Source organism: Rhodopirellula sp. SH410, assembly GCF_055811895.1.
In genome coordinates this window covers 3,828,700-3,850,707 of record NZ_CM147949.1, presented here as the reverse complement: position 1 = coordinate 3,850,707, position 22,008 = coordinate 3,828,700, and the positions used below count along the sequence as shown (strand labels likewise).

Sequence of the window (22,008 nt, the reverse complement as noted above, 5' to 3'; positions counted from 1 at the left end):
ACCCGACCGCGTTTCGCGAACCCGTGCGGGCCGATGCTCACTCGGTCATCCCGCAGGACATGATCGGATGTGTTTCAGCCATCTCCCATTCACCTTTAAACTATCAGGAATCCAAATTGAGTCGCCATCTATTCGTGAGCATCGTGCTCGCAACTATTTCACTGAGCCAGTCGCGCGAACTTGCCGCTGAGATCGTCGTTGACTTTGAAAGCTTCTCCTTAGGGGCCGCTGGATTCTTCAACGGACCTGTTCCCGGTGCCGTCCCCGAACCGAGTTCATCGGGCGGCACCAACCTAACAGGATTGATCGATCTCGACGGTGTCGGATTTATCAATCGAAACAATCAAACGTATGGGAGTTGGAGTGGCTTCGCGGTCTCCAATCAAACCGACAGGACGACGCCCGGGTTTGGGAATCAGTACAGTGCGATCCCAGGATCCGGGGCAGAGGGGTCGAGCCAGTACGCCGTTGCGTTCGGTTACAACGACGTCAACGCCAATCTATTCGATCCCGTCCCGTTTGATCGCTATGATGTTGATCAACTGCGGCAGCTACCGAGCATCTATTTGCCGAGCAACACGCATGCGATGTCAGTCCAGGTCACGAACACGACCTACGCAGCCCTCTCAATGCAGGATGGCGACGGTTTTGCGAAGGTTTTTGGCGGAGCCACCGGGAATGATCCCGACTACTTCTCGTTGTCCGTCTTTGGGATCGACGCCAACAACCAAGTCCTGGCGGCCGAAGTTGACTTTTCACTGGCCGATTTCAGCTTTAGCGATAACGCTGATGACTACATACTCGGCAATTGGGCGAATCTCGACTTGAGCTCGCTGGCCAATGCCAACAGCCTGCATTTCAATTTGTCGTCGAGCGACAGCGGCGACTTCGGAATGAACACGCCATCCTATTTCGCACTCGACAACTTGACGCTTGACACCGCCGCCGTTCCGGAGCCCAGCAGCCTTGCCGTCATCTTGATTTGCTTGCTCGGCGGTGGCGTCTCGCGATGGCGCCGGCGGATGACGTGCTAGCTGCTCGTCTCTAGACATGCCACCAAACGCGGTATTGCAGAAAATGCTCACGATTAAAATGGTGAGTCCAGGCACCCGAAACATCTACGTTCATGACGGGGCGCACAGAGTCTGAGACAGGTTTGTTCAATCAAACGCAGCGGGTGTCGGAACCGTCAACGAAACTCACGATGTCCCACAGCGAGATGCTCACGTGTCGGTTGGTGTCATAAAAAAGCCCCACCGCGGGGTGCTGTCAGTCAGGTTGGTCGGACCGTTGGTTGACAACACCACACGCGGCGGGACGAGACGATGGTGGCTCAATCGCCAATGGCAGCGAGACGCGTGGGGGTCCCACCTACCGAAAATGTTGCGGCCACCGCGAAGTCGGCCGTTGATATCAGGGCGATCGTTCCGTCGCCTGGGTTGCTAACGAGCAGATGACGCTTCGTTGGCAGCAGAGCAAGTTCATGATGCCCGGAATGGCCCTCGATTTGACTGCGTCCAAGTGCGATTTCACTGTGAATAGCGGAATCATTCCATACGCCATCCGAGTTGCCATCGACGTCGACTACCACGAGCGCGTCACTCTCGGGATTCTCCGCATTCTCGCGAAACATCAAGACCCACGACTTGCCGCCACGTGTCTTGATCGCCTTCGGTGTCGTCAGCGACTCTCCGGCGGATAGTTCTATCGCCATGGACTGTACGCTCGGTGAGTCGCTGGAGGCGTCGATCCAGCACAACTTGGCGTGCTCGCCTTTGCCCGCAGTGAACAACACTCGCTGGTCAAGATTCTCGAAAGCCCCGGTGCGAAGCGGCAGATCGTCCTCGCCTTTTCCGAGGGACAGGTGGTGAACCTGCACCGTTTCAGGGATATCGTCGCATTCGAGATCGGCGTCGACCCAGCAGACACCATCCGATGGTGCGAAAAATACTCTGCCGGAGTTAGCCGTCGCACCATGCAGCACGCCGCTGGGGCAATGGATTGCATATGACGCATCCTCTTGGGCTCCGAGCTTTACCACGTCGACTCGACCGCGCTCATCGCCCTCACGAGCAATCCAAGTTGCATAGGCGACCTGATTGTCGACGACGGCGAGCGTGATGTGACCATTCCCGCCGGCATAGAACGTCGCCGCGTCCCGTGCGGTCTTTGCCGAGCGTAGTTGTGAGGTGGTCGTGGTCGTGAATCCATTCTTCTTGTCGTTCGCTAATACGAATGTCTCATCGTACTTGTAGACATGCGCGGGGTTTCCCTGGTCAGTACTGATGATTGCCTTCAACACGCTAGGGGCCTCATTCAAACGCCAGTGGGAATGATCCCCATGGGACTCCTCTTGAGCACCCGAGTCGATCGCGATCCAGCCACTGCCAATCTCGCCGTCGGCTTGATCACGGACGCCAAGTAAGACGACACCCGCATCGGAGTGCATTTGCACCAGAGATTGTTCAGACACGTCGAGCGAGGGAAAACCAGCGATCGACATTGGCTCAATTGACCAACCTTCGGCAACCCGTTTTAGGTCGCCATAGCGAACCGTGGCGGTTGAGTCATCCTGCCAGAATACTCGCGTGATCGTTCGGCCTTGCCCAAAGCCGAACGATCCCTGGATCAGAACAATACAGCAGGCTGCCGCGAATGGAACAAACTTTTTCATTTTCGATTCTCTTGGTTAGTAATTTTGATTGTTAGCGTAAGAAGGAGTCATTGCTGAGTGATCACGAACCGAGACGTGCCCGCGAGAACGGTGCTGTCAACGTCAGTGGTGTCCGAGCCAATCGCACGTTCGATCGTGATTCATTTCTTATCTTCGTTTCGTCGGTAGTAGCGGACGAACTGCGCCGCGTGAGATTTCAATTGTTTGGGGATCGGGACCAGCGAGGGGTTTTAGACGCAGATCGCTATCGCCAGGTCGGCTGTACTTTGAATTCAGGATCCAGCCTCCATCGCTGAGTGATTGCAGTGAAACGCGGTACTCGCTGGGTTCGGGAACAGGCAGGTTTTGAAAACGCGCGTGACCGTCTGCCGCAGAGACCGCCTGGGCCAAAACGGGACCAGTTTCAGTGGCATGCAAACTCACCTGCACGTCCGCCAGCGGCTGGGATTCATAAGAAACCATCACACTGGGGCCGTTTGCGACGGGTGAGGATGTTTCAGCACAGCCTGCCAGAGTGAGGGCCAAGAGGATGGACTGATGGACATGGGCAGGACGCTTCATCGTGGCACCTCGACCACTTCGTGACCGTCCCGGGAAAAGAGCCCGTGATAGAGGTCTCGGTCGACCGACTCGGTGATGAAATGGACGCTCCCATCGAGCATCGCGTGCATGCTGCCGCCGGTGTGATACGACCGTGACGAGTAGAAGCCGCGACCGTGCATGCCCACATCTGGGATACGGCTGTTGGGCGTCATGTATCCATTGATCACCGTGGCGTAGGGAACACCGCGAATCCACGACTCGCCACGGTTGCCACTGTAGGAGGAGATCTTGATCGGAAAGACCGTGGTCAAGTCAGGGTTCTCGATCAATGCACCGCCTTCAAAAAATCCGGGCGCCGGGGCAGTATTGGACGTCGTTCCACCCCAGTTGGCGATTCTGCGGTGCGGACCGTTGGGGGACGGTTCGCTCATGCCGTTGGTGCCATCGCCGAGCACCGTTTCGGCTAGCAGCACCGTCGATGACGTTCCATCGAGGCAATCTCGAAACCCAGCCCATGAATCGGTCCACACCATGCCATCGGTTCGGTAGCGATCGTCGTAGTGTGTTCCGGTACCACTGCCGTAGCTAAACATATAGCTCAGTCCAGCGGTCGTTCCGCTCGATCCATCGGCAAAGTCGGTGTGGAAACTCGGATCGCCGACGTCGCTGGGGCAGAGAAAGGTTGGGACAACGGTTTCAATGGATTGTCGAAGTTCGGTATTGAACCTCGCCATCCAGGGTGGGCCGACAAGCAGCGGCTTGTCGAAGTCGATGAGGTCACTCAAGGCGGCCTGTTCGATAAAGGGAAGCACCCGCGACTGAACTGAAAAGCTGCTCGAACCAGTCATCGCAGGGATGACTTGGAACACGCTTTCATAATTATGTACGGCCAACGAGACTTGTTTCAGGTTACTGCTGCACGACATCCGGCGTGCCGCTTCGCGGGCTGACTGCACTGCCGGCAGCAATAGTCCCACGAGAATGCCGATGATCGCAATCACGACCAGCAATTCGATGAGTGTGAAGGCCCGGCGTGGCTTGCCGCGGCGAGGAAAGTAGACGGTCATTCTTTGATCCAGGTTGATGATTGTATGTAGGGGTTCAGCTGAGCAGACACGTGTCTCGGAGACGCGCGTTCGAGTCGTTAAAAGACGCCGCGACGGGTCGCGATTGCGCACCGCCAGACACCGCACGCGCCGCATCGATGTGGCGAAGGCGAGGTCAGCCGTTGGGCAGACCCGGTATAACGGGCGCGCAAGCGAAAACGATTGCAGAGGTGTCCTTGCTCACGTTGAACGTGATGAAGCGGTGCCATGACCAAACGGCGGTACGATCACCGTCATTGGAGAGGGCACGACGCCAGCAACCTCAAGATGCGAGGCTGGTAAAACGCGTTGGCAAGCAAAGGACTCAGGCGCAGACAGGCGGCCCGCGAGGTGCAGCGACGAACGTAAAGTTCACGATACACAGAGGTTCTAGAAGCTGAGCAACGCGTTCCTGAGAAGCGGAACCGACCGTTACGACATGGAATGCCCAGGTGGCACCGCAAGGGCTGCTCAGTGACAAACAAATCGAACACGAGTGATGGTCATGTTCGTGATGCGAATGATCATGATGCGGGTTGTCATCATGATGTGCCACTTGCTCATCGGCAGCAGACGCGCCGTGGTGGTGACAACCGTGTGAACATGCCGACGACGCGACAACAGACGTGGGTGCCGCGGGCGAAATGTCGCTGCCATGTTCACCATCGCAGGTCGCCACGTGCAGCAACGCGGGGATATGCCCCATCGCAACGATGCTGCATACGAGGACAACGAGACAGGGTCGGATCAGCGAGCGCACAGGGGCATTCGTGTGGAGAGTTCGGAGATGGTAAAGTGGTCCGACCAAGGACTTGTCATGCGGAATACGATAGCGCTATCGATCGGGTTCGTCAAGTCGAAGATTATTGCAAATTGAATATCCTCCGTCCGCAGCCGACGGTCGTCGATCAAACGGTGAGAGCTGACCGTTCAGTGCGTCCTCGGTGCAACGATCTTCGCTGCACAGGGTGCTGGCACGCAACCGATGCGATCGACGCTCAACACCGGCGGCGAGCGTGGTGTTCGAATCGCTGAGATGCCGCTCCGGGTGGAGATGCTGACCACTGCAGTTCGTCCACTTACGCTACGATTTGAGTCAGCGAATCGTGATCGCGTGGATAGCACCATACCAGCACAGGGAAACGATGGACGAGTCAACGAACGAATCAGGCATCAACAGCGCGGACCCATTCCGAGCGGCGCGACAGCGTGATGGTGTGATGCAGTGCCCTTTTCATGGCGAAGACATCACCATGATTCTTCGGCACGGCGATGTCCGAAATGCTGCGGCAGACTGGCAAACGTTTAGTTCCGACGCACCCTTTCGTGTTCCGATCCCATCCGAAGAAGAAGTACGCACGGTCCGCCAACTCCCCATCGAAGTCGATCCGCCTGAGCATTCCGAGTATCGCGCGCTGACCGATCCGTTTTTTCAGCGTGCCAAGAAATCCGATGTTATCGCGGGCGTGAAGGAGATGATTGACTCGGCGGTGAAGTCATGTTGCGCGTCCGGAGCATTCGATGCCGTTGCTGAATTCTCGCTGCCGGTGCAGTCGCGTGCATTGACGTTTCTGCTAAACATGCCACTCTCAGAAGCCGACATTTGGATCGCCTGGGGCATCCATGTCTTCAAGGTATCCGGGGGCGAATTCAAGGCGGGAAATGTGCTTGAAGACTATCTGAACGCTCAGTTTGATCGTGGTGAAGAACAGCCGGGGGAAGACTTTTTTAGTGCGCTCACACAGGCAAATTTCCAGGGTCGCCGCTTAACGCGAGCCGAGTGTTTAGGGTTTGGAAACCTCACATTCGCGGGTGGGCGTGATACGATCATCCATAGCATCACGTCAATCATCGGCTACTTCGGTGGCAATCCTGCGGCGTTGGAATTTTTGCGTGAGGATAGGACGCGAATCATCTTGGCGAGTGAAGAGTTTTTTCGCGTGTTCATGCCGCTCACGCAGATCGGGCGTGTCTGTCCGGCCGGCGCCGAGATTCACGGCGTGACGGTTTCGCCGGATCAACGCGTGGGGTTGTGTTGGGCCTCGGCGAACCATGATGAAACCGTCTTCGACCAACCGGGAGAAATTCGTTTAGATCGTCGACCGAATCCCCACGTTTCCTTTGGCTTTCGCACGCACCTCTGTCAGGGCGCCGCGCACGCGAGACTGGTCATTCGATCGCTATTGGAGTCACTGTGTGAGCATGTGGGTCGAATGGAGGTGCTGCAGTCGGTTCCTCTGATCGAGCGTGAACAACACTATCAACGCAGCGTCGGGTACGAGCGGCTGGAGGTTCAGTTCCACCCACTCGACCGCGCCATTTAAGAAATGTCGCCGAACGCTCGGCGTTCGGCGACGAACGGCAGTGTTTTCGCCAAACCCGCTAACGCGACAGCGGGATGACCGGTAGCACGATGCGGCTCGGATGAGCAGCGTCATGGTAAATGGTTTGGTCGGCGACTTTCGTCATGCGGTTCCGATTGAGTGGTTCGCCGGTGTTGGGGTTGATGTCAAAACGCGGGAAGTTTGAACTGGAAATGTCGACCCGAATCCGATGCCCCTGCTTGAACACATTCGATGTTGGGTAGAGCTTGATCGTAAACTCGTAGGGTTCGCCGGGCGTCATCAGGACTTCTGACTCGAGGGACTCGCGGAATCGTCCCCGGACAATCCCGTCGCCAATATTCAGATCAAATCCCGCAGGCCAGTCTGGCGAGGGCGGATAAACATCGATCAGTTTGGCGGTGAAGTCGGTGTCGATCGCGGAGCTGGAGGCGAATAATCGCACCTCGATCTCGCCAGTGACTTCGATGTCTTGCTCGAGCGGCTCGGTTTGAAACACGACCACGTCGTTGCGTGCGGAGAGCGGAATCGGATCCTGGAAGTTCCACACGTGTGGGCCGCCCTTCTGATTCCACCCGCCCTGCAGCATGATGTCGTCACCCGACGAGATGTTGCCGCCAATGGTCGGCACGGGATCCTGCGGGTCGAATTGAAAACGAGTGACCGAGGGCGTGGAATCGGGTGCGTCCGTTGACAGACCGCCATCACTCTGCAGAAAAAAGTCCGTGAACTGTGTCCGGGCGAGTGGCCATTCGTGTTCGTTTCTCCAGTATCCACCATGCTGCAGGCGTCCTTTGGAATCCTTCCCTCCGTCACCGGTGCCCATTACGAAGATACGCACCTCCGTCTTGAACGGATCCGCTTTGCCGACTGCGTTATCGATACCTTTGAGCCAGTGGTCGTACCATTGTTGTCGCCATGCCCACTGGTCGCCGATGGAAGCGGTTTTACCAAAGGAAACCTGCCCGTGGCTGTAGCCGCTCTGTTGCCCATGGATCCAGGGACCCATGATCATGTAAACGGGGCCTTTGATCGCGTCCGACAACGCCACGAAGTTGGCCGTGTTGTTTCCGCCCCAGGAATCGTACCACCCAGAGACGAGGTAGACGGGAATGTCTTTGTACTTCTCCGGTGCAGCGACAATATTGTTCTGCGCCCAAAATTCATCGTCCTCACCATGTTCCATGGCGGAGATCAACCAGTCCTCGTATTCGGGTGAGAGCTGCAAGGGGGTCATTCCACGGCGTGTCGGCAGGTTTGCCAAGTACGCGAAACGCTGGTCCGCCATCTCGGCGAGGGACTCAGCCGTAGGCGCATCTTTGGCCACACGACTGCCTCGACCGGCGTTCAAGAAGATCCAGTTCCAGAAGCGCAACTCGAATGCTCCGGCATTGCGAATACTCTGTCGTCCCATGTTCGACATCGCATCGACCGGGATCACCGTTTTGAGTTCCGGCGCGCCAGCCATCGCCATCGCATGTTGGGTACCGCCGAAGTAGGAGGTCCCAATCATCCCAATTTTCCCGTTCGACCAAGGCTGGCGGCCGATCCACGCTGCGCAGTCGACGCCATCGGGGCCGTCGTCAGTGAGCATGTGCCAAACCCCTTCGGACTTATACCGGCCACGCGTATCTTGGGCGACAAACACGTACCCATGTCTCGCAAAATACTTTGCCGCCGACGCCTGGCCGTCCTTGTTGTACGGCAGGCGAGAGAGAATGACTGGCAGTGGTTCTGTCGTTGCGGTCGAGTCCACGGCGGGGCGGTAAATATCCGTCGCCAGACGGACACCATCGCGCATCGGAACCATGACGTCCTTCTCCATCACAAAATCGTCGGCAACCGCCAGCGTTCGCAAGGCGAGTAGGCAAACTATTACTGCAATCCAGCGGGTCTTCATGGATGTCTCTCTCTAATATGAAAGGGCGAGCGAAGAAGGTGACAGGATAATCGCGGCCGTTTCTGGAAAACGATGCATCGCTCGCATTCGACCGAGCGGAAAATCAATGGGATCGAACGCTCCGCGGTCGACAAGTTCCGACCGCGGAGCGTTCGGCTACAAACTTCTTAATCGCTCATGATGCGTCGAGCAACTGAGCGATATTCTCAAGCGGACGACCGATAGCAGCCTGATGGTTGTGGACGACGATCGGACGTTCGATCAGTTTCGGATTGTCCGCGAGGATGGTGAGCCACTCTTGATCGGACAGCTGCTTGTCACCGAGCTGCAATTCGGAAAATCGCTTTTCCTTTTTCCGAACCAGCTGTTCCGGCTGGATCCCCAGCATCTGAACGATCTCACCGAGCTGCTTCTCGCTGGGCGGATTGTCGAGGTACTTCACCACCTCAAAGGGAATCTCCCGTGCCTGAAGCAGTGCCACCGCTTCGCGAGATTTCGAACAGCGTGGATTATGGAAAATGGTCGTCATGGTGGTCCAATCAAGGCTGTGGAACAGGAACGTCCCAACGGATTTTATAAAGACGCTCGCCATCCAGGGTAACGGGCCGAGCATCGGCGAAACGGATCGTATGACTCCACCACTCGTTCGGTAGTGCCTGTTGGAAGACAACTCGCTTCGTCAACGGATGGACGTCGACCGATTTGATTTTCAGTTGGTCGCCGAACCCTGGGGCTACGTCGAACGATGATTTGTCCCGATTGAAACGTAGCACCTGCGTATTGGTGGTCACGAACAGGTGTGAATCGTCTTCCGCAGGCGACAAGTCATGTCCGCCCTCGGACGGCAGAGGATGTCGTGCGGCGACTTCCCACGCTGCTGGATCGTCGGCGGCGCCGTTGTAAGTAAGCTCCAGAAGTTCATGGGTGCCCAACGCCCACAGGCGTTCGCGGACCGAGTCCCACACCGCTGCATGGGCGCCAAGGAGCGGTATTCGCTGTTTCGCAATAGCGGGCTTGGCCGCCTTGTCTCGAGAGAAGAACTGAATTTCGTCTCCCGATGTGCTCGCGGCAACGGCGATCTGTTCGTCGGGTAATAGGCATGCGCTGTGCGCGCTGGCAACTTCCGCCAAGAACACGCAGCGTTTGGTGTCACGTTGAATCAATGCCACGCCTCGGGACGACGAGGTAATCAGCATCAGTCTTCCGACGTAGGGCTTGCAGTCATCGGTGGACCGGAATTTCGGTTGCAACTCGACGGGGATGGACGGGGAATCGCTGGCAGTCCACGACCACAATTCGTTGCCGGGGTCCGCCGCGTCGATGACGAATACTTTCTCGGCACCGCAGCAGACGAGATTCTCCGATTGTGGTTTGTCAGCCTGCGTGGGCCCCGCAAGGAGGCATGCCGCCGCCGCGATAAGCAGGCGAGGAACGTTTGATCGCGCCGGAGACGAAACGCTCCGTGACCGCGTTGAATTCCACGTTGATTGTCGGTTCGACATGCTGTGTCGTTGCCTCGTTGGCGAGTTTTACTAAGACTCTGAGTTCACGTGTGTCAGTCGCTTCACCAGCACTGCAACGATCAGGGTCAGGACAGCCGCAACGATACCACAAACGAGCGCGGGCTGGTAATGTCCGAAGATCAGGTTGCCGATGCCGGGCAGCACTGCGTAGACGATTCCGGTGGCACAGATCGCGGCAACGATTGAGAGCACCAGGTCTCGATCGACCTTCACGTCGGGATTGCGCAAGGCAACCGGTTTCCAAAACGGTCCGCCCGGTCGCACCTTTCGGTAAAACCGATCAAGCGTTTCGGCATCGACCGGTGGTGTCAACCAAGTCACCGCTAGCCATAGCACAATCGTCAGTACGGCGACCACAAACATCTTGACCTCGGGACCGAGCGGGGATGCGGCGTCCTCGGCGTTGACCATGCCAGTCGCGACCGCGATGGGCTCGACAGTGAAGAAAAAGAGGAGCGAGCCAAACATGGAAACGATCTCGGTCCATGCATTGATTCGCCACCAAAACCAACGCAACATGAATACCGCGCCGGTCCCAGCACCGAGTGCCAGGAGCAATCGCCAGGCGGCATCGACAGACTGGCCAAACATCAGTATCGAAGCGATTCCACCGGCGATCAAAATGATTACGGACGCATATCGGGACGCATGGGTCAATTGCCTCTCCGTGGCGTCGGGGCGGATGAATCGCTGGTAGAGATCGCGTACCAAATAGGACGCTCCCCAGTTCATCTGAGTGCTCAGCGTTGACATGAACGCGGCGAAGAATGTAACCGTCAATAGCCCACGCAGTCCTGGCGGACTGAGGTCACGCATCACCCGTGGGAACCCGACGCCTGAGTTAAACGCGGGGTCGGCCAACTCACCCTGGCGAAGATCTGGGTACATCGCCAGTGCGGCGAGCGCCACAATCATCCACGGCCAAGGTCGCACGCAATAGTGAGCGATCTGGTACCAAAGCGTTGCCAGCAAGGAATGACGTTCATCCTTGCACGCCGCCATCCGCTGCACGATAAATCCACCACCCCCGGGTTCCGCACCGGGGTACCACGTCGCCCACCACTGAACCAACATTAACAGCAAGAACACATGCAGCGGCAACCACGCGTTGTCGCCTGAGAAATCCGGGATCAAGTCAAACGCGGCCGCACCACCTTCGCCAAAATTCTCGATGACTTTGGCTTCGAGCTGTGAGGTGCCACCGAAGTGTGCGATCGCCAGCCACGCTAATGCGATGCAGCCGAACATGGCCAAGCAAAACTGCAACGCATCCGCGACAGCGACACCCCACATGCCTGACAGTGTGCCGTACACGCCAACCATCACGAGAGTGCCGAAGATGATCAGCCAAGGACGAATGACGAGTGCGTTGCCGCCAAACATCGACTGCTCCATCGCCGAAGCGGGCACCTCAAACAAAATCGTTTCGTCCAACACCATGAACATTGCCGACGTCACCCAACCGATGATGATCGGATTGACAATCAACGCCAGGTAGATCGCTCGCGAACCACGCAGTAGTGCGGCAGATCTTCCGGAGTATCGCAACTCGACCAATTCCACATCGGTCATCACACCGCTTCGCCGCCACAGCTTCGCGTAAACGAAAACGGTGATCATGCCCCCGAGTGCGAACGACCACCAAACCCAATTTCCGGCGAGACCGTGCTGGATCGTCAACCCGGTCACCGCGAGCGGCGTGTCAGCGGCAAACGTCGTAGCGACCATCGACGTGCCCGCAATCCACCACGGCAACGATCGCCCTGAAATGAAGTACTCGGCGATGTCCTTGCTCGCTCGGTTGCGGAACCAAAGTCCAATACCGAGCGTCGTCGCAAAGTATGCGGCGATCACCAGGTAGTCGATAGCGGTGAGGATCATGGCGAGGGCAGTCGTGTCGTAAAATCGAGATCGAGCGAACGATGCACATCCTAGCGAAATTCGCCAGGAGTTTCGCCCACTCACAACACAAACACTCAACCTGCGGTTCTCGGCTATGCCTGATACGCCGCTGAAGGGCAACGTTGTCGCAGTCGAGTCCGGCGGAGAATGGACGCGCTTTGTCTCACCGGATCAACCCGCTTACGTGTTGTCGTTGTCACCGAAGTCGCCATCGGCCGCCACGCCACCGCACCTGACTCGGGTATGTGTACACCCGCCGCGTACAAAGCGATCGGATTCGATGACGCGGGCAACTCGTCTGGCTAGCTGCGCGTCGAAGGCTTGATCTCACTCCATGTCAGCTCGTGCGGCATGACGTTCCGCTGGAGCGAGATCGCAGCGGCGCGTCCCGCGGCTTCGCCCATCGGGACGGAGTTCCCAGTGACTCGGTAACTGGAGTGGGCAATAAAGTCACCACTGATGCAGCGTCCCGCCAGCAGCAGGCCATCGACGTCAGCGGCAACCAAGGCTGGATAAGGGATATCATACGGTTGATGCCCACTCCGCGTGAACTCGCGATTGACTTCTTTATTTCCGTGTGTGTTCAATGCGTGCACGTCAATTGGGAATTTGACGGTACAGACGGACTCTTTGTGCTTGAGCCCTGTAGCTAGATCGTGTGCTGTGATCTGGTAGCGACCATGAATACGTCGCCCCTCGCGCACCCCGATCTGCTCGGCGGTTGCCACCACGGCAATGTTCTTCCAGGGGCCGCCGATACTTCGCAACCCGTTTACGAGGTCGTGGACTTCACGGCGAGCTCGAATTGTCGCCTCGCTAATCGCGTCGGCGTCGAAGGCGGATACGCCATACTCGTGATTGGTCATGATCGAAAAAACATCGCTGTGCAGATGCCGGAGCGTTGGTGCCCGGTACGAAGGCGACAGGCCATGTTCTTCCATCAGTTTCAACAGCAAACGTTTGGCCGCGGATGCGGTTTCGCGGATGTAGGGGCGTACGGCATCGGCGTCGAGTCCGGTCACTAGCGCCATCATGGACATCGGCTGGCAGTCACAATCGGCACCCACGCCGAGATCGAAGCGACAGCCTGCATGAGCCGCCAGGTCGCCGTCACCGCTGCAGTCGACAAACCGTTCGGCCAACCAGGCTTCACGCCCTGATTTTGATTCCGTCAACACCGCCACGACGCGGCGGTTGGCATCCGTAACCGCACCGACAAGCCGCGTGTGCAAGCGAATCTTCACACCGGCTTGGAGACAGACGTCCTCCAGGACGAGTTTGGCAACCTCGGGATCGTAAACGGTACCGTTGGTCTGATTGGCGACCGTGCTGCCTTGTTTAGCGAATTGGTGCAGTAACTCAGCCATGATCCCGGACTTATTCTCCGCATCGAGAATTTTGGTCAGGAGCCCTGCTGTCCAAACGCCACCGAGACAGCCTGCGACTTCGATCAATTGAACCGTCGCCCCGGAGCGAGCGGCAGCCAAGGCGGCGGCGATTCCGGCCGGACCACCGCCACAGACGAGGACGTCACTGTTCCCCGCCACGGGAATCGCTCGGGGTTGTTCTCGCAAAAACTGAGCGTCCGGCGAAAGTTCTGCATTCGTGCGCAGCACGTCCCCGCTGAGTGGGTTGGCGATGCGGACTGCTGGATTTGCTGCGACCGCCTGGGTGTCTGCCGAAGTCAGCGAGGCAGACACAATGAGGCCGCCCGCGGTGGCTTGGAGGAAATTCCGCCGAGACGGTTCAGTGCGTTGCATAATCTTACTTCATCGCTGTGTCGTTAAAACCGTAGAAACCGATCGGCGCTTTTCGCTGAACTTCGGCGATCCTGCAAGAGTCTACACGCTCGTGCCCGTGTACGCACGCAACCCCTCGGTACGTCGCACACGAACATCAACGGACACATTACACTTGGGGAGGCGTGGCTCTCGCTGCCGCCGAGAACAAGCTACTTTCGAGTACCACGGATGTCGGTCGCTGACTTACTTACTTAGGAACGAGCGGAAACTTACTGTCTGAAATTGTGGTCGAACGCTCCGCGGTCGACCATTCCGACCGCGGAGCGTTCGGCCACGTATTTTTGGATCGTTCCTTACAGGCGAATTCATAGGCGACTAGCGTGACGCGATTGCCTCTCAACTACTGGATCCCCCATGAACCCTCTTTTGTCCGCGTTGCAGGCGACCCAACGTGTCGCGGCGGTTGCCGTTTTCCTGTGTTTTTCAACGATGGCTTCTGCCGAAGATGCTCGGGATCAGCCGCTCAAGGATCTCAACGGCTATTTTCCTTTTGATCCACCGGAGTCCCTCGACCAGTGGGAGCCGCGAAAGGAATTTGTGCAGCGGCAGATACGGGTCGCGACCGGACTCTGGCCGATGCCGACGAAAACTCCGCTTAACCCTGTGGTTCACGGCAAAATCCAGCGTGACGGATACACTGTCGAGAGAGTCTATTTTGAGAGTGCCCCAGGGTTCTACGTGACCGGTAACCTGTACCGCCCGACCAACATCCAAGGCAAGGTGCCAGGCGTGATGCTTGCCCACGGCCACCACAAGGATGCCCGTTTAGATTTGACGCCTGAAAACACGTTGCGCAATCAGATCGCTGACGGGGCTGAGCGTTTTGAGCGAGCTGGGCAGAGCACCTACCAGTCGCAGTGCCGGCAGTTGGCCTTGATGGGCTGCGTGGTATGGCAGTGGGACATGCTCGGCGACTCGGACTCGATTCAGCTTTCGCGTGAGCTCGTTCATGGCTTCGCGAAGCAACGTCCGGAGATGAACACGACGAAGCACTGGGGACTTTTCAGTCCGCAAGCCGAAGCGCATTGCCAGAATGTCATGGGCCTGCAAACGCTCAACGCGGTGCGAGGACTCGATTTTCTACTCAGCCTGCCGGAGGTGGATCCGCAACGTGTTGCCGTCACGGGGGCGAGCGGTGGGGGGACACAGACGATGATTCTGGCGGCGATCGACGATCGCGTCCAACTCTCCTTTCCCGTCGTCATGGTCAGCACCTCCATGCAAGGAGGCTGCACGTGCGAAAACGCGAGCTTGTTGCGGGTTAATACCGGCAATATTGAATTCGCGGCCTTGTTCGCGCCGAAGCCGCAAGGCATGAACACGGCTGACGACTGGACGCGGGAATTGGCCACCAAGGGGTTCCCGGAGTTGCAGCAACTCTACGCCGCATATGGCAAGCAAAACAATGTCTTTCTAAAACGTGGCGAGCACTTCCCCCACAACTACAACGCAGTCACCCGCTCGGCGTTCTACACGTTCTTAAATAAGCATTTTTCGCTGGGTTCCCAATCACCGGTGATCGAGCGGGATTTCGATCCACTGCCACCCGAGCAACTTACCGTTTGGGACGAGGCGCATCCTGCGCCGCAGGCTGCCGATCCGGAGTTCGAGCGGAACCTGCTGGAGTGGTTTACCGAGGATGCCGACCGGCAACTCCACGCTGCCGCGGCGACCCCCGAAGGCCTGCAGAATGTTATCCGTCCGGCCGTCGAGGCGATCATTGGCCGCTCTTACGCCAACGCGGGTGAAGTTCAATGGGCTCTCCAAGATGAATTCGATCGCGGCGACTATGTGCAACGAACGGGCACGCTACTTAGAACATCAGAAACAATAATTGACGGGTTTACCGCAGTGGATCTTGTTAAAGATTCTGTTTTGGAAGGATCTTTGACAGACGGAACCGACATTAGGTGGCTTTGCTGCGGGCGACTTTTTTTGGTGGTGCAAAATTTTTTAGCCGGGGCCTCTCTGGAGGCCCTGGTTTGACTGTCGAGGAGTCGCAGGCTCTACATGAACCGTCGTCCTAGTCGCCTATTGCCCCTGTTCCCCCTAGTTAATGGCCAATTGGAGCGAATTCTTTCTCTGGCGGCGCATTGCCACCGCTCGAAGCAGATTCCAACCGGCCAGCTTCAGTAGGATCGAAAGCTTCACCGCATTGTGGCCGCGAACGCGGAGCCGACCCAAGCCCATCATTCGCTTGAGGCAACCGTTGGTCCCTTCGATACCCGACCGCCAACGGTAGCGATCGCGGAACTCGTCGCTCTGCTCGTGGCGACGACGCGCGTCGGCTCGAACCGCACTGCCGGTAAATTGAATGCGGCCGGTCGGCTGCGCGGTGTCCCGATTGCGTTGAACGCGGCAGTGTGCAAGCAGCGGACAGTGCTGGCACTTCTCGGGATCCATCTGTGCGAAAGTGTAGTCGCCTTTGGCGTTGTAGTTGGTCGACTCGGGAGCGTGACCAGCCGGGCAAGACTCCAGTTCACCGGCGCAGTTGAGCTTGAATTGGTCGTAGCCGATTTCATCAGCATCGTACTTCTTCGAGCCTGGCACCGGAGCGACCAATTCGACGCCTTCTTGCTTAGCCGACTCGACGTTGGCGTCGCCACCGTAAGCGGTATCAGCCAGCAGTTCGTCTGGCATGGCGTCCCGCTTTTTCAAGTCCTCCAACACCGGCGAGACCGCATCGGCGTCGTTGTCCGCAGCGGTTTCGACTTTGGCCGAAGTAATCAAGTTCGGCTCGCCGTCTTCGTTGAACGTCTCGGCGATTTGAACCTGGTATCCGGCTCCTTTGTGACCGCTGTAGGTCGCGTCGGGATCCGACGGATTGACGATCACATGGCCGCCGGTTTTCTTGCGAACTTCGACGAATTCTTCCCGAAGTTCGCACTGCTGGTTAAAGATCGTTTGCAGTTGTTTGAAGGAGTCCCAGTCGCAGATCGGTTTGGTTTCGGTTAATTCATTGAGGATTAAGCAGAGGTCTTCGGCGGCTTGCTGCAACGCAATTTTCCGCTGTTCGGTAGTGCGTGCGTCGCCAAAGATTCGGCTGTCGGATTGCTTGCGGTAGCGGGCCAAAAGCTCGTCGTCAAATCGGTCGATCAGCCTAGCCGAACCAGACTGAGCGTCGTGCTTTTCGACTTTCTTGAAGAACCGCCGCAGGGCCACGCCGATCATTTGGGCGCGTCCCAGGGTGGCCATGTCGCTGAGCACATGGGTGGAATCGAGACGCTGTTTTTTGACTTTGACTTCCATGCTTTGCAGCAGGGTGTCGGTAACGCCTGCGAAGATCTCCTCACTGATCTTCTCGTTGCTTTGCATTCGAGCGATGTAGCGTTCAATGGTTCGCTGAGTGACTTCGGTGCTTGGCTCCAGGTTCAGTGCGTACTGGATGTCGGTTCGGAACAGCAGTGCTTCGTGGGCCTGGGGGACAGTCCAACCTTGAAAGTCACGGATCCAAAGGAGCGCGATGATCGCGTGCAACTCAAAGGTTGGTCGTCCTTGATCGTCACTGAGATGCTCACCGACGAGGCCGATGGGCATCTGCTCCAAGAGCACGTCGCGAAGGAGGCCCTGCCATCCGTTGTCAATCATCTTTCGCCCCATGGGGCCGATGACGCCCTCGAACGGGTCGAAAAGTCTTTGCTGCGTAGGTAGTTCGATGGTTTTCACTGACTAACCGACCACTCGAAGAAAAAAGCTAAATCCAGACAGCAAAAGGTAACGCATCTCGCCCATGAAAGAAGCTGGTAGTATGAGACTTTTGTCGGGCGCGTCTTGACAAGATCCACTACGCCAGTTATTGATCCCGCGTTGGTTAACTCGACCTACGGTGAGGAAGTCGACGTTGTGTGGCTGTGTCCGAAGGAATGGAATGGCCGCGTCGTCATCTGGCTCGATGATTCAGGCACGGCAGCGGTTTGCGATGACGACGGGAGCCTGAATCGAGCGGTCGCCAAGCTGGTTCAGTCGGGTGTGGCCGTTCTCGGTGCGGATCGATTCCTGCCTGGGGGCGAACCGGACAAGCAGGCTCGTGTCGTTGCGAATCCTCGCGAATTCGCGGGCTACACGTTCGGCTACAACCACGCGTTGTTCGCCCAACGTGTCCACGACGTGCTGAGCATGGTGAGCTTCCTCCGTCACGCGGAGGACGGCCCCTGCCCCAATCCTGAGTTGAACTCTGTTTCCATTGCCGGATGGAACGGTTCCGGTCCCATCGTTGCTGCGGCCGGTGCCCTCGCCGGTGCTGCCATTGACCGCACCGCGTTGGACACCCAACAATTTCGCTTTGGTGAACTGTTGGACTACCGTGATCCAATGTTCCTGCCCGGTGGAGCCAAGTATCTCGATCTGCCCGGCATGATCGCACTGTTGGCTCCTCGCCCGCTATGGCTCGCTGGCGAGGGGCGACAGCCCGCCCTGGTCACCGCTGCGTATCAGAATGCCGCTCAAACCGATGCACTGGTGACGTTCACCGGCGAAGCCGAGAAGCAGCAAGCTGCGGCAACCGACTGGTTGCTAAAATAGACGCCTAAGAACCGTTCAGTGGCGTCCGCTGCTGTTCGCTGAGCCAATATATGACCGTCCACTCCGGGTTCACCGTAGCCCAAACCAATCGCATATCGAAGGTAGAATCATGAAACGACGCAGTATTCTCCAAGCCGGGCTAGGTTTAGCCGTGGGATCGCCGCTGTTGGCGGCCGTCAAAGTAGGCGATTTCGATGCCGCCGCAAATGGATTGCGGAATGCGACCGCGTCGGGACAAGTCGAATCCGCAACCTTCTACGTGCGCCGAAAAGACGAAGAATTCTCACAGGCATTCGGTGGAGCCCAAACGGTGGACGCCAGTTTTTTACTGGGGTCGATCTCAAAGCCCATTGCGGTCGCAGCGCTCATGTCGTTACGGGACGCCGGCGAATTCAAGCTGGATGATCGGGTCGTTAAGTATTTGCCGGAATTCCAAGGCGACGGCCGAGAAACCATCACGATGCGGCAACTGTTGACTCATAACTCTGGACTGCCCGATCAGCTACCCGAGAATGCGAAACTGCGGGCAGCGCACGCACCGTTGTCGCAATTCGTCTCTGCTGCCATCCAGACTCCATTGCTATTCACGCCGGGTACGAAATACAGTTACTCCAGCATGGCCATTCTGCTGGCGTCTGAAGTGGCCCAGCGAATCGCCCAAACGCCCATTGCCACGTTGGTGGACGAGGTCGTCTGTCAGCCGCTGCAACTCAAGCATACGGCGATGGGAACCGGTCGTTTGCCACCGGAATCATTGATGCGGTGCCAGGTCGAACACGCCGCCCCCGAATCCGGCGCGGGAGACCCGAGTACCAAGACATGGGATTGGAACAGTGATTTCTGGCGTCAACTGGGAGCTCCCTGGGGCGGAGCGTTCTCGTCCTCGGGCGACGTGGCTCGGTTCCTGAATGCATTTCTGCATCCTCAGGGAGACATGCTGCAACCCGAAACGGCTCGCTTGATGGTCCAGAATCACAACCCACCCAACATGAAAGCCCGCGGTCTTGGATTCGATTTGGGAAGCGGTTTGACGGGGCCTGAACGAGACGATGTCTTCGGCCACTCCGGTTCAACAGGCACGATCTGCTGGGCGGATCCCACCTCGGATTCCATCTGTGTCGTGCTGACAACGCTCCCCGGACGAGCGGTCACGCCGCATCCTCGTGAACTGGCATCGCGTTCGGTCGTTGAGACGCTCGACTCCTGATTATCGGTGTACCGCTTTCATCGATCACTAACTGATGAAAGCTGATCCAGCGACCGGGCTCAGCGGGGCAAAGCAAGGATTCCGGAGTGATCTGGTCCGCGTTTCGGAGTCGCTATCATTCCTTTTCCGCTCATCCGAACTTCCACTTAGGGTTCGCCCAACATGAAAACTCTTCTCAAACAGTCGTTACTTCTCACGTTGGTCCTGCTAGGCGGACCGCTCGGTGCTCAAGAGGTATTGCCTCGTCCTGACGAACCGTTCGCTGGCAAAATCGGACTGACCTATCAAGACTCCGAAGCCGTGAAACCGCAACTGAAAATCCCGGCGACATTTGGACTTGAGAATCCGCCCAATATCTTGATCGTTCTGATCGACGATTGTGGATTTGGTCAAATGGGGACGTTTGGCGGTGGGGTTCCGACACCGACGCTCGACCGCATCGCGAACAACGGACTGATATACACGCGATTCCACACCACGGCATTATGCTCACCGACTCGCGCGGCGTTGCTGACCGGCCGCAATCATCACTCCGTCGGCAGTGGCGTCATCGGTGAAGCTGGGACGGGGTTTCCCGGCTACTCGGGTGTGATTCCTTCGTCGGCGGCAACCTTTGCAGAGATCATTCGCGAGTACGGATACGCGAATGCCTGGTTTGGGAAGAACCATAACGTGCCCGATTGGGAAACCAGCATTGTCGGACCGTTTGATCGCTGGGCCAGCGGGCTGGGGTTTGATTACTTCTATGGATTTGTTGGCGGTGATACCGACCAATTTCACCCAGCACTCGTCGAAAATAAAAAGCGAATAGAGCCGCCGACGACGAACGAGGACGGCTCACCGTACCACTTTACAACAGACATCACCGACCACGCCATTCGCACGATACGGGCCTCGAAAGCGGTCGCTCCGCAGCGACCCTTCTGTGTTTACTTTGCAACGGGGGCAACTCACGCCCCACATCAAGTACCGGAAGAGTGGATCAAAAAGTTCGAGGGTAAATTCGACAGCGGCTGGGACGTCTACCGCGAGGAAACCTTCAAGCGTCAAAAAGAAATGGGGATTATCCCCGCCGATGCCAAACTGACAAAACGCCCTGATTCACTTCCTGCCTGGGATTCGCTTCCCGAAGACGAACGCAAGATTTATGCTCGGATGATGGCAGTTTTCGCCGCCTTCGGCGCGCATACCGACCACGAAGTTGGACGGCTGATCGACTCGATCGAGGAAATGGGCGAGCTTGATAACACCTTGGTTTTTTACATGGCGGGCGACAATGGGGCGAGTGCCGAAGGCGGACTCAACGGCCTGCTTAATGAAATGACCTTCTTCAACGCCATCCCCGAACCGCTCGAATCAAAACTCGCCGCGATCGATTCGCTTGGTAGCGACAAGCACTACAATCACTTCCCCGCGGCATGGGCCCATGCCATGGACACGCCATTCCAGTGGACAAAACAAATCGCGAGTCACTTCGGTGGGACACGCAACGGCTTGGCAATTTCATGGCCAAAGGGAATCAAAGCCCGTGGAGAGATTCGTGACCAGTTCCATCACGTGATCGATATTGCACCGACGATTCTCGAAGTCATTGGCGTCCGGCCGCCATCGCAATTCGATGGTGTGGCGCAGAAGCCAATCGAAGGCGTCAGCATGGCATACACGTTCGATGATGCTGACGCTGACGACCGCCGCACAACACAGTACTTCGAAATGCTCGGCAACCAAGGAATCTATCACGATGGTTGGATGGCCAGCGCGATTCGTGGGATTCCTTGGGACAGCGAATCACCGCCCATCGATTTGCTGGACATGCCGTGGGAGCTTTACAACGTCGACGAAGACTTCACCCAGGCGAACGATGTTGCAAAAGCGAATCCCGAAAAACTTCAAGAGCTGGTGAAGTTGTTTTTCGCCGAAGCATCTAAGTACAACGTGTTACCGCTCGATGGTCGGAAGACCGAGCGATTGAACGTTGACAACCGTCCCAGCCTGACTGCGGGACGAAAGACCTTCACGTATCCGAATCTACTTCGGCTTCCTGAAGGTGCGGCACCTGATCTGAAGCACAAGAGTCACACGATTACAGCGAAGGTCGTTATCCCGGAGCTTGGTGCGGAAGGGATGCTGCTCACGCAGGGCGGTCGATTTGCCGGATACGGTTTCTACGTTCGCGATGGGAAGCTTGTTTATGACTACAACCTCGTTGGCGTTTCCCAATACACCATCACGTCGGCGAGCAGACTGCCCAGCGGTGACGTGACCCTGAAGGCCGTCTATAAAACCGATGCGGACAAGCCGTTCGCGGGCGCCACCGTGACGCTCTTTGCGAACGACAAGAAGGTCGGCGAAGGCCGTGTTGAGAAGAGCATCCCCAATCGCGTCACGCTCGACGAAACATTCGATATCGGTTTTGACACGGGCACGCCCGTTGCCGACGGCTATGACATGCCATTCAAGTTCACCGGTAAGCTCAGTGCCGTGACGATCGAACTGGAATGACCAGACG

General features: G+C 57.3%; 17 protein-coding genes. 7 read left to right on the top strand and 10 right to left on the bottom strand.

All coding sequences use genetic code 11. The annotated features are described in order from the left end of the window. Nucleotides 1-116 precede the first annotated feature (116 nt). Nucleotides 117-1,034 carry a DUF4465 domain-containing protein gene (locus SH410x_RS14115; protein ID WP_473677107.1) on the top strand — a complete coding sequence of 306 codons (918 nt, stop codon included), beginning with the start codon at nt 117-119 and terminating at the stop codon, nt 1,032-1,034. Nucleotides 1,035-1,333: 299 nt separating this feature from the next. Here the strand turns inward: SH410x_RS14115 and SH410x_RS14110 are convergent, their stop codons facing one another. The 4 genes from SH410x_RS14110 to SH410x_RS14095 all read right to left on the bottom strand — a co-directional run bounded on the left by SH410x_RS14110 (nt 1,334) and on the right by SH410x_RS14095 (nt 4,959). Further along, nucleotides 1,334-2,674, bottom strand: coding sequence for a YncE family protein (locus SH410x_RS14110; protein WP_473677106.1), 1,341 nt, complete (start codon nt 2,672-2,674; stop codon nt 1,334-1,336). Between the two features lie 147 nt (nt 2,675-2,821). Beyond that, nucleotides 2,822-3,235, bottom strand: coding sequence for a hypothetical protein (locus SH410x_RS14105; protein WP_473677105.1), 414 nt, complete (start codon nt 3,233-3,235; stop codon nt 2,822-2,824). Beyond that, nucleotides 3,232-4,284, bottom strand: a complete 1,053-nt coding sequence (locus SH410x_RS14100; protein WP_473677104.1) for a DUF1559 family PulG-like putative transporter — start codon at nt 4,282-4,284, stop codon at nt 3,232-3,234. Before SH410x_RS14100 ends, SH410x_RS14105 begins: the two co-directional genes overlap by 4 nt. A 489-nt stretch (nt 4,285-4,773) precedes the next feature. Beyond that, nucleotides 4,774-4,959 carry a hypothetical protein gene (locus tag SH410x_RS14095; RefSeq protein ID WP_473677103.1) on the bottom strand — a complete coding sequence of 62 codons (186 nt, stop codon included), beginning with the start codon at nt 4,957-4,959 and terminating at the stop codon, nt 4,774-4,776. A gap of 488 nt (nt 4,960-5,447) precedes the next feature. On the opposite strand from SH410x_RS14095, the gene SH410x_RS14090 reads away from it, so the two are divergent. After that, nucleotides 5,448-6,626: a cytochrome P450 family protein gene (locus SH410x_RS14090; RefSeq protein ID WP_473677102.1), complete on the top strand. Its 1,179-nt coding sequence runs from the start codon at nt 5,448-5,450 to the stop codon at nt 6,624-6,626. Between the two features lie 58 nt (nt 6,627-6,684). Here SH410x_RS14090 and SH410x_RS14085 read toward each other — a convergent pair whose 3' ends face one another. The 4 genes from SH410x_RS14085 to SH410x_RS14070 all read right to left on the bottom strand — a co-directional run bounded on the left by SH410x_RS14085 (nt 6,685) and on the right by SH410x_RS14070 (nt 11,948). Beyond that, nucleotides 6,685-8,544 carry a CocE/NonD family hydrolase gene (locus SH410x_RS14085; RefSeq protein ID WP_473677101.1) on the bottom strand — a complete coding sequence of 620 codons (1,860 nt, stop codon included), beginning with the start codon at nt 8,542-8,544 and terminating at the stop codon, nt 6,685-6,687. A 175-nt stretch (nt 8,545-8,719) separates the two neighbouring features. Beyond that, entirely contained in the window at nt 8,720-9,073 is a 354-nt protein-coding gene (arsC, locus tag SH410x_RS14080; protein ID WP_473677100.1) for an arsenate reductase (glutaredoxin), read from the bottom strand. Nucleotides 9,074-9,083: 10 nt separating this feature from the next. After that, nucleotides 9,084-10,046 carry a DUF6528 family protein gene (locus SH410x_RS14075; protein WP_473677099.1) on the bottom strand — a complete coding sequence of 321 codons (963 nt, stop codon included), beginning with the start codon at nt 10,044-10,046 and terminating at the stop codon, nt 9,084-9,086. A 30-nt stretch (nt 10,047-10,076) separates the two neighbouring features. Further along, entirely contained in the window at nt 10,077-11,948 is a 1,872-nt protein-coding gene (locus SH410x_RS14070) for a sodium:solute symporter family protein (RefSeq protein WP_473677098.1), read from the bottom strand. Nucleotides 11,949-12,116: 168 nt separating this feature from the next. On the opposite strand from SH410x_RS14070, the gene SH410x_RS14065 reads away from it, so the two are divergent. Continuing rightward, entirely contained in the window at nt 12,117-12,275 is a 159-nt protein-coding gene (locus tag SH410x_RS14065; protein ID WP_473677097.1) for a hypothetical protein, read from the top strand. On the opposite strand, the gene SH410x_RS14060 is transcribed toward SH410x_RS14065, so the two are convergent. Then, on the bottom strand, nt 12,272-13,729 hold the full coding sequence (locus tag SH410x_RS14060; RefSeq protein ID WP_473677096.1) for an FAD-dependent oxidoreductase: 1,458 nt from the start codon (nt 13,727-13,729) through the stop codon (nt 12,272-12,274). The genes SH410x_RS14065 and SH410x_RS14060 overlap by 4 nt on opposite strands. Nucleotides 13,730-14,125: 396 nt before the next feature. On the opposite strand from SH410x_RS14060, the gene SH410x_RS14055 reads away from it, so the two are divergent. After that, nucleotides 14,126-15,757, top strand: a complete 1,632-nt coding sequence (locus SH410x_RS14055; RefSeq protein ID WP_473677095.1) for an acetylxylan esterase — start codon at nt 14,126-14,128, stop codon at nt 15,755-15,757. 63 nt (nt 15,758-15,820) lie between these two features. Here the strand turns inward: SH410x_RS14055 and SH410x_RS14050 are convergent, their stop codons facing one another. Continuing rightward, entirely contained in the window at nt 15,821-17,437 is a 1,617-nt protein-coding gene (locus SH410x_RS14050) for a transposase (protein ID WP_473669183.1), read from the bottom strand. Nucleotides 17,438-17,542: 105 nt separating this feature from the next. Here SH410x_RS14050 and SH410x_RS14045 point away from each other — a divergent pair, with 105 nt between their 5' ends. The 3 genes from SH410x_RS14045 to SH410x_RS14035 all read left to right on the top strand — a co-directional run bounded on the left by SH410x_RS14045 (nt 17,543) and on the right by SH410x_RS14035 (nt 22,001). Beyond that, complete coding sequence (locus SH410x_RS14045) at nt 17,543-18,292, top strand: hypothetical protein (RefSeq protein WP_473677094.1); 750 nt, start codon at nt 17,543-17,545, stop codon at nt 18,290-18,292. Between the two features lie 109 nt (nt 18,293-18,401). Beyond that, nucleotides 18,402-19,499, top strand: coding sequence for a serine hydrolase domain-containing protein (locus SH410x_RS14040; protein WP_473677093.1), 1,098 nt, complete (start codon nt 18,402-18,404; stop codon nt 19,497-19,499). Nucleotides 19,500-19,661: 162 nt separating this feature from the next. Further along, nucleotides 19,662-22,001, top strand: coding sequence for an arylsulfatase (locus tag SH410x_RS14035; protein WP_473677092.1), 2,340 nt, complete (start codon nt 19,662-19,664; stop codon nt 21,999-22,001). Nucleotides 22,002-22,008 lie beyond the last annotated feature (7 nt).

Bases quoted from the DNA above. Each gene is read 5' to 3' on its own strand.
- SH410x_RS14060 (WP_473677096.1), bottom strand. From the start codon at position 13,729: ATGCAACGCACTGAACCGTCTCGGCGGAATTTCCTCCAAGCCACCGCG.
- SH410x_RS14105 (WP_473677105.1), bottom strand. From the start codon at position 3,235: ATGAAGCGTCCTGCCCATGTCCATCAGTCCATCCTCTTGGCCCTCACT.
- SH410x_RS14035 (WP_473677092.1), top strand. From the start codon at position 19,662: ATGAAAACTCTTCTCAAACAGTCGTTACTTCTCACGTTGGTCCTGCTA.
- SH410x_RS14085 (WP_473677101.1), bottom strand. From the start codon at position 8,544: ATGAAGACCCGCTGGATTGCAGTAATAGTTTGCCTACTCGCCTTGCGA.
- SH410x_RS14100 (WP_473677104.1), bottom strand. From the start codon at position 4,284: ATGACCGTCTACTTTCCTCGCCGCGGCAAGCCACGCCGGGCCTTCACA.
- SH410x_RS14090 (WP_473677102.1), top strand. From the start codon at position 5,448: ATGGACGAGTCAACGAACGAATCAGGCATCAACAGCGCGGACCCATTC.
- SH410x_RS14055 (WP_473677095.1), top strand. From the start codon at position 14,126: ATGAACCCTCTTTTGTCCGCGTTGCAGGCGACCCAACGTGTCGCGGCG.
- SH410x_RS14065 (WP_473677097.1), top strand. From the start codon at position 12,117: ATGGACGCGCTTTGTCTCACCGGATCAACCCGCTTACGTGTTGTCGTT.
- SH410x_RS14075 (WP_473677099.1), bottom strand. From the start codon at position 10,046: ATGTCGAACCGACAATCAACGTGGAATTCAACGCGGTCACGGAGCGTT.
- SH410x_RS14110 (WP_473677106.1), bottom strand. From the start codon at position 2,674: ATGAAAAAGTTTGTTCCATTCGCGGCAGCCTGCTGTATTGTTCTGATC.
- SH410x_RS14070 (WP_473677098.1), bottom strand. From the start codon at position 11,948: ATGATCCTCACCGCTATCGACTACCTGGTGATCGCCGCATACTTTGCG.
- SH410x_RS14095 (WP_473677103.1), bottom strand. From the start codon at position 4,959: ATGGCAGCGACATTTCGCCCGCGGCACCCACGTCTGTTGTCGCGTCGT.
- SH410x_RS14040 (WP_473677093.1), top strand. From the start codon at position 18,402: ATGAAACGACGCAGTATTCTCCAAGCCGGGCTAGGTTTAGCCGTGGGA.
- arsC (WP_473677100.1), bottom strand. From the start codon at position 9,073: ATGACGACCATTTTCCATAATCCACGCTGTTCGAAATCTCGCGAAGCG.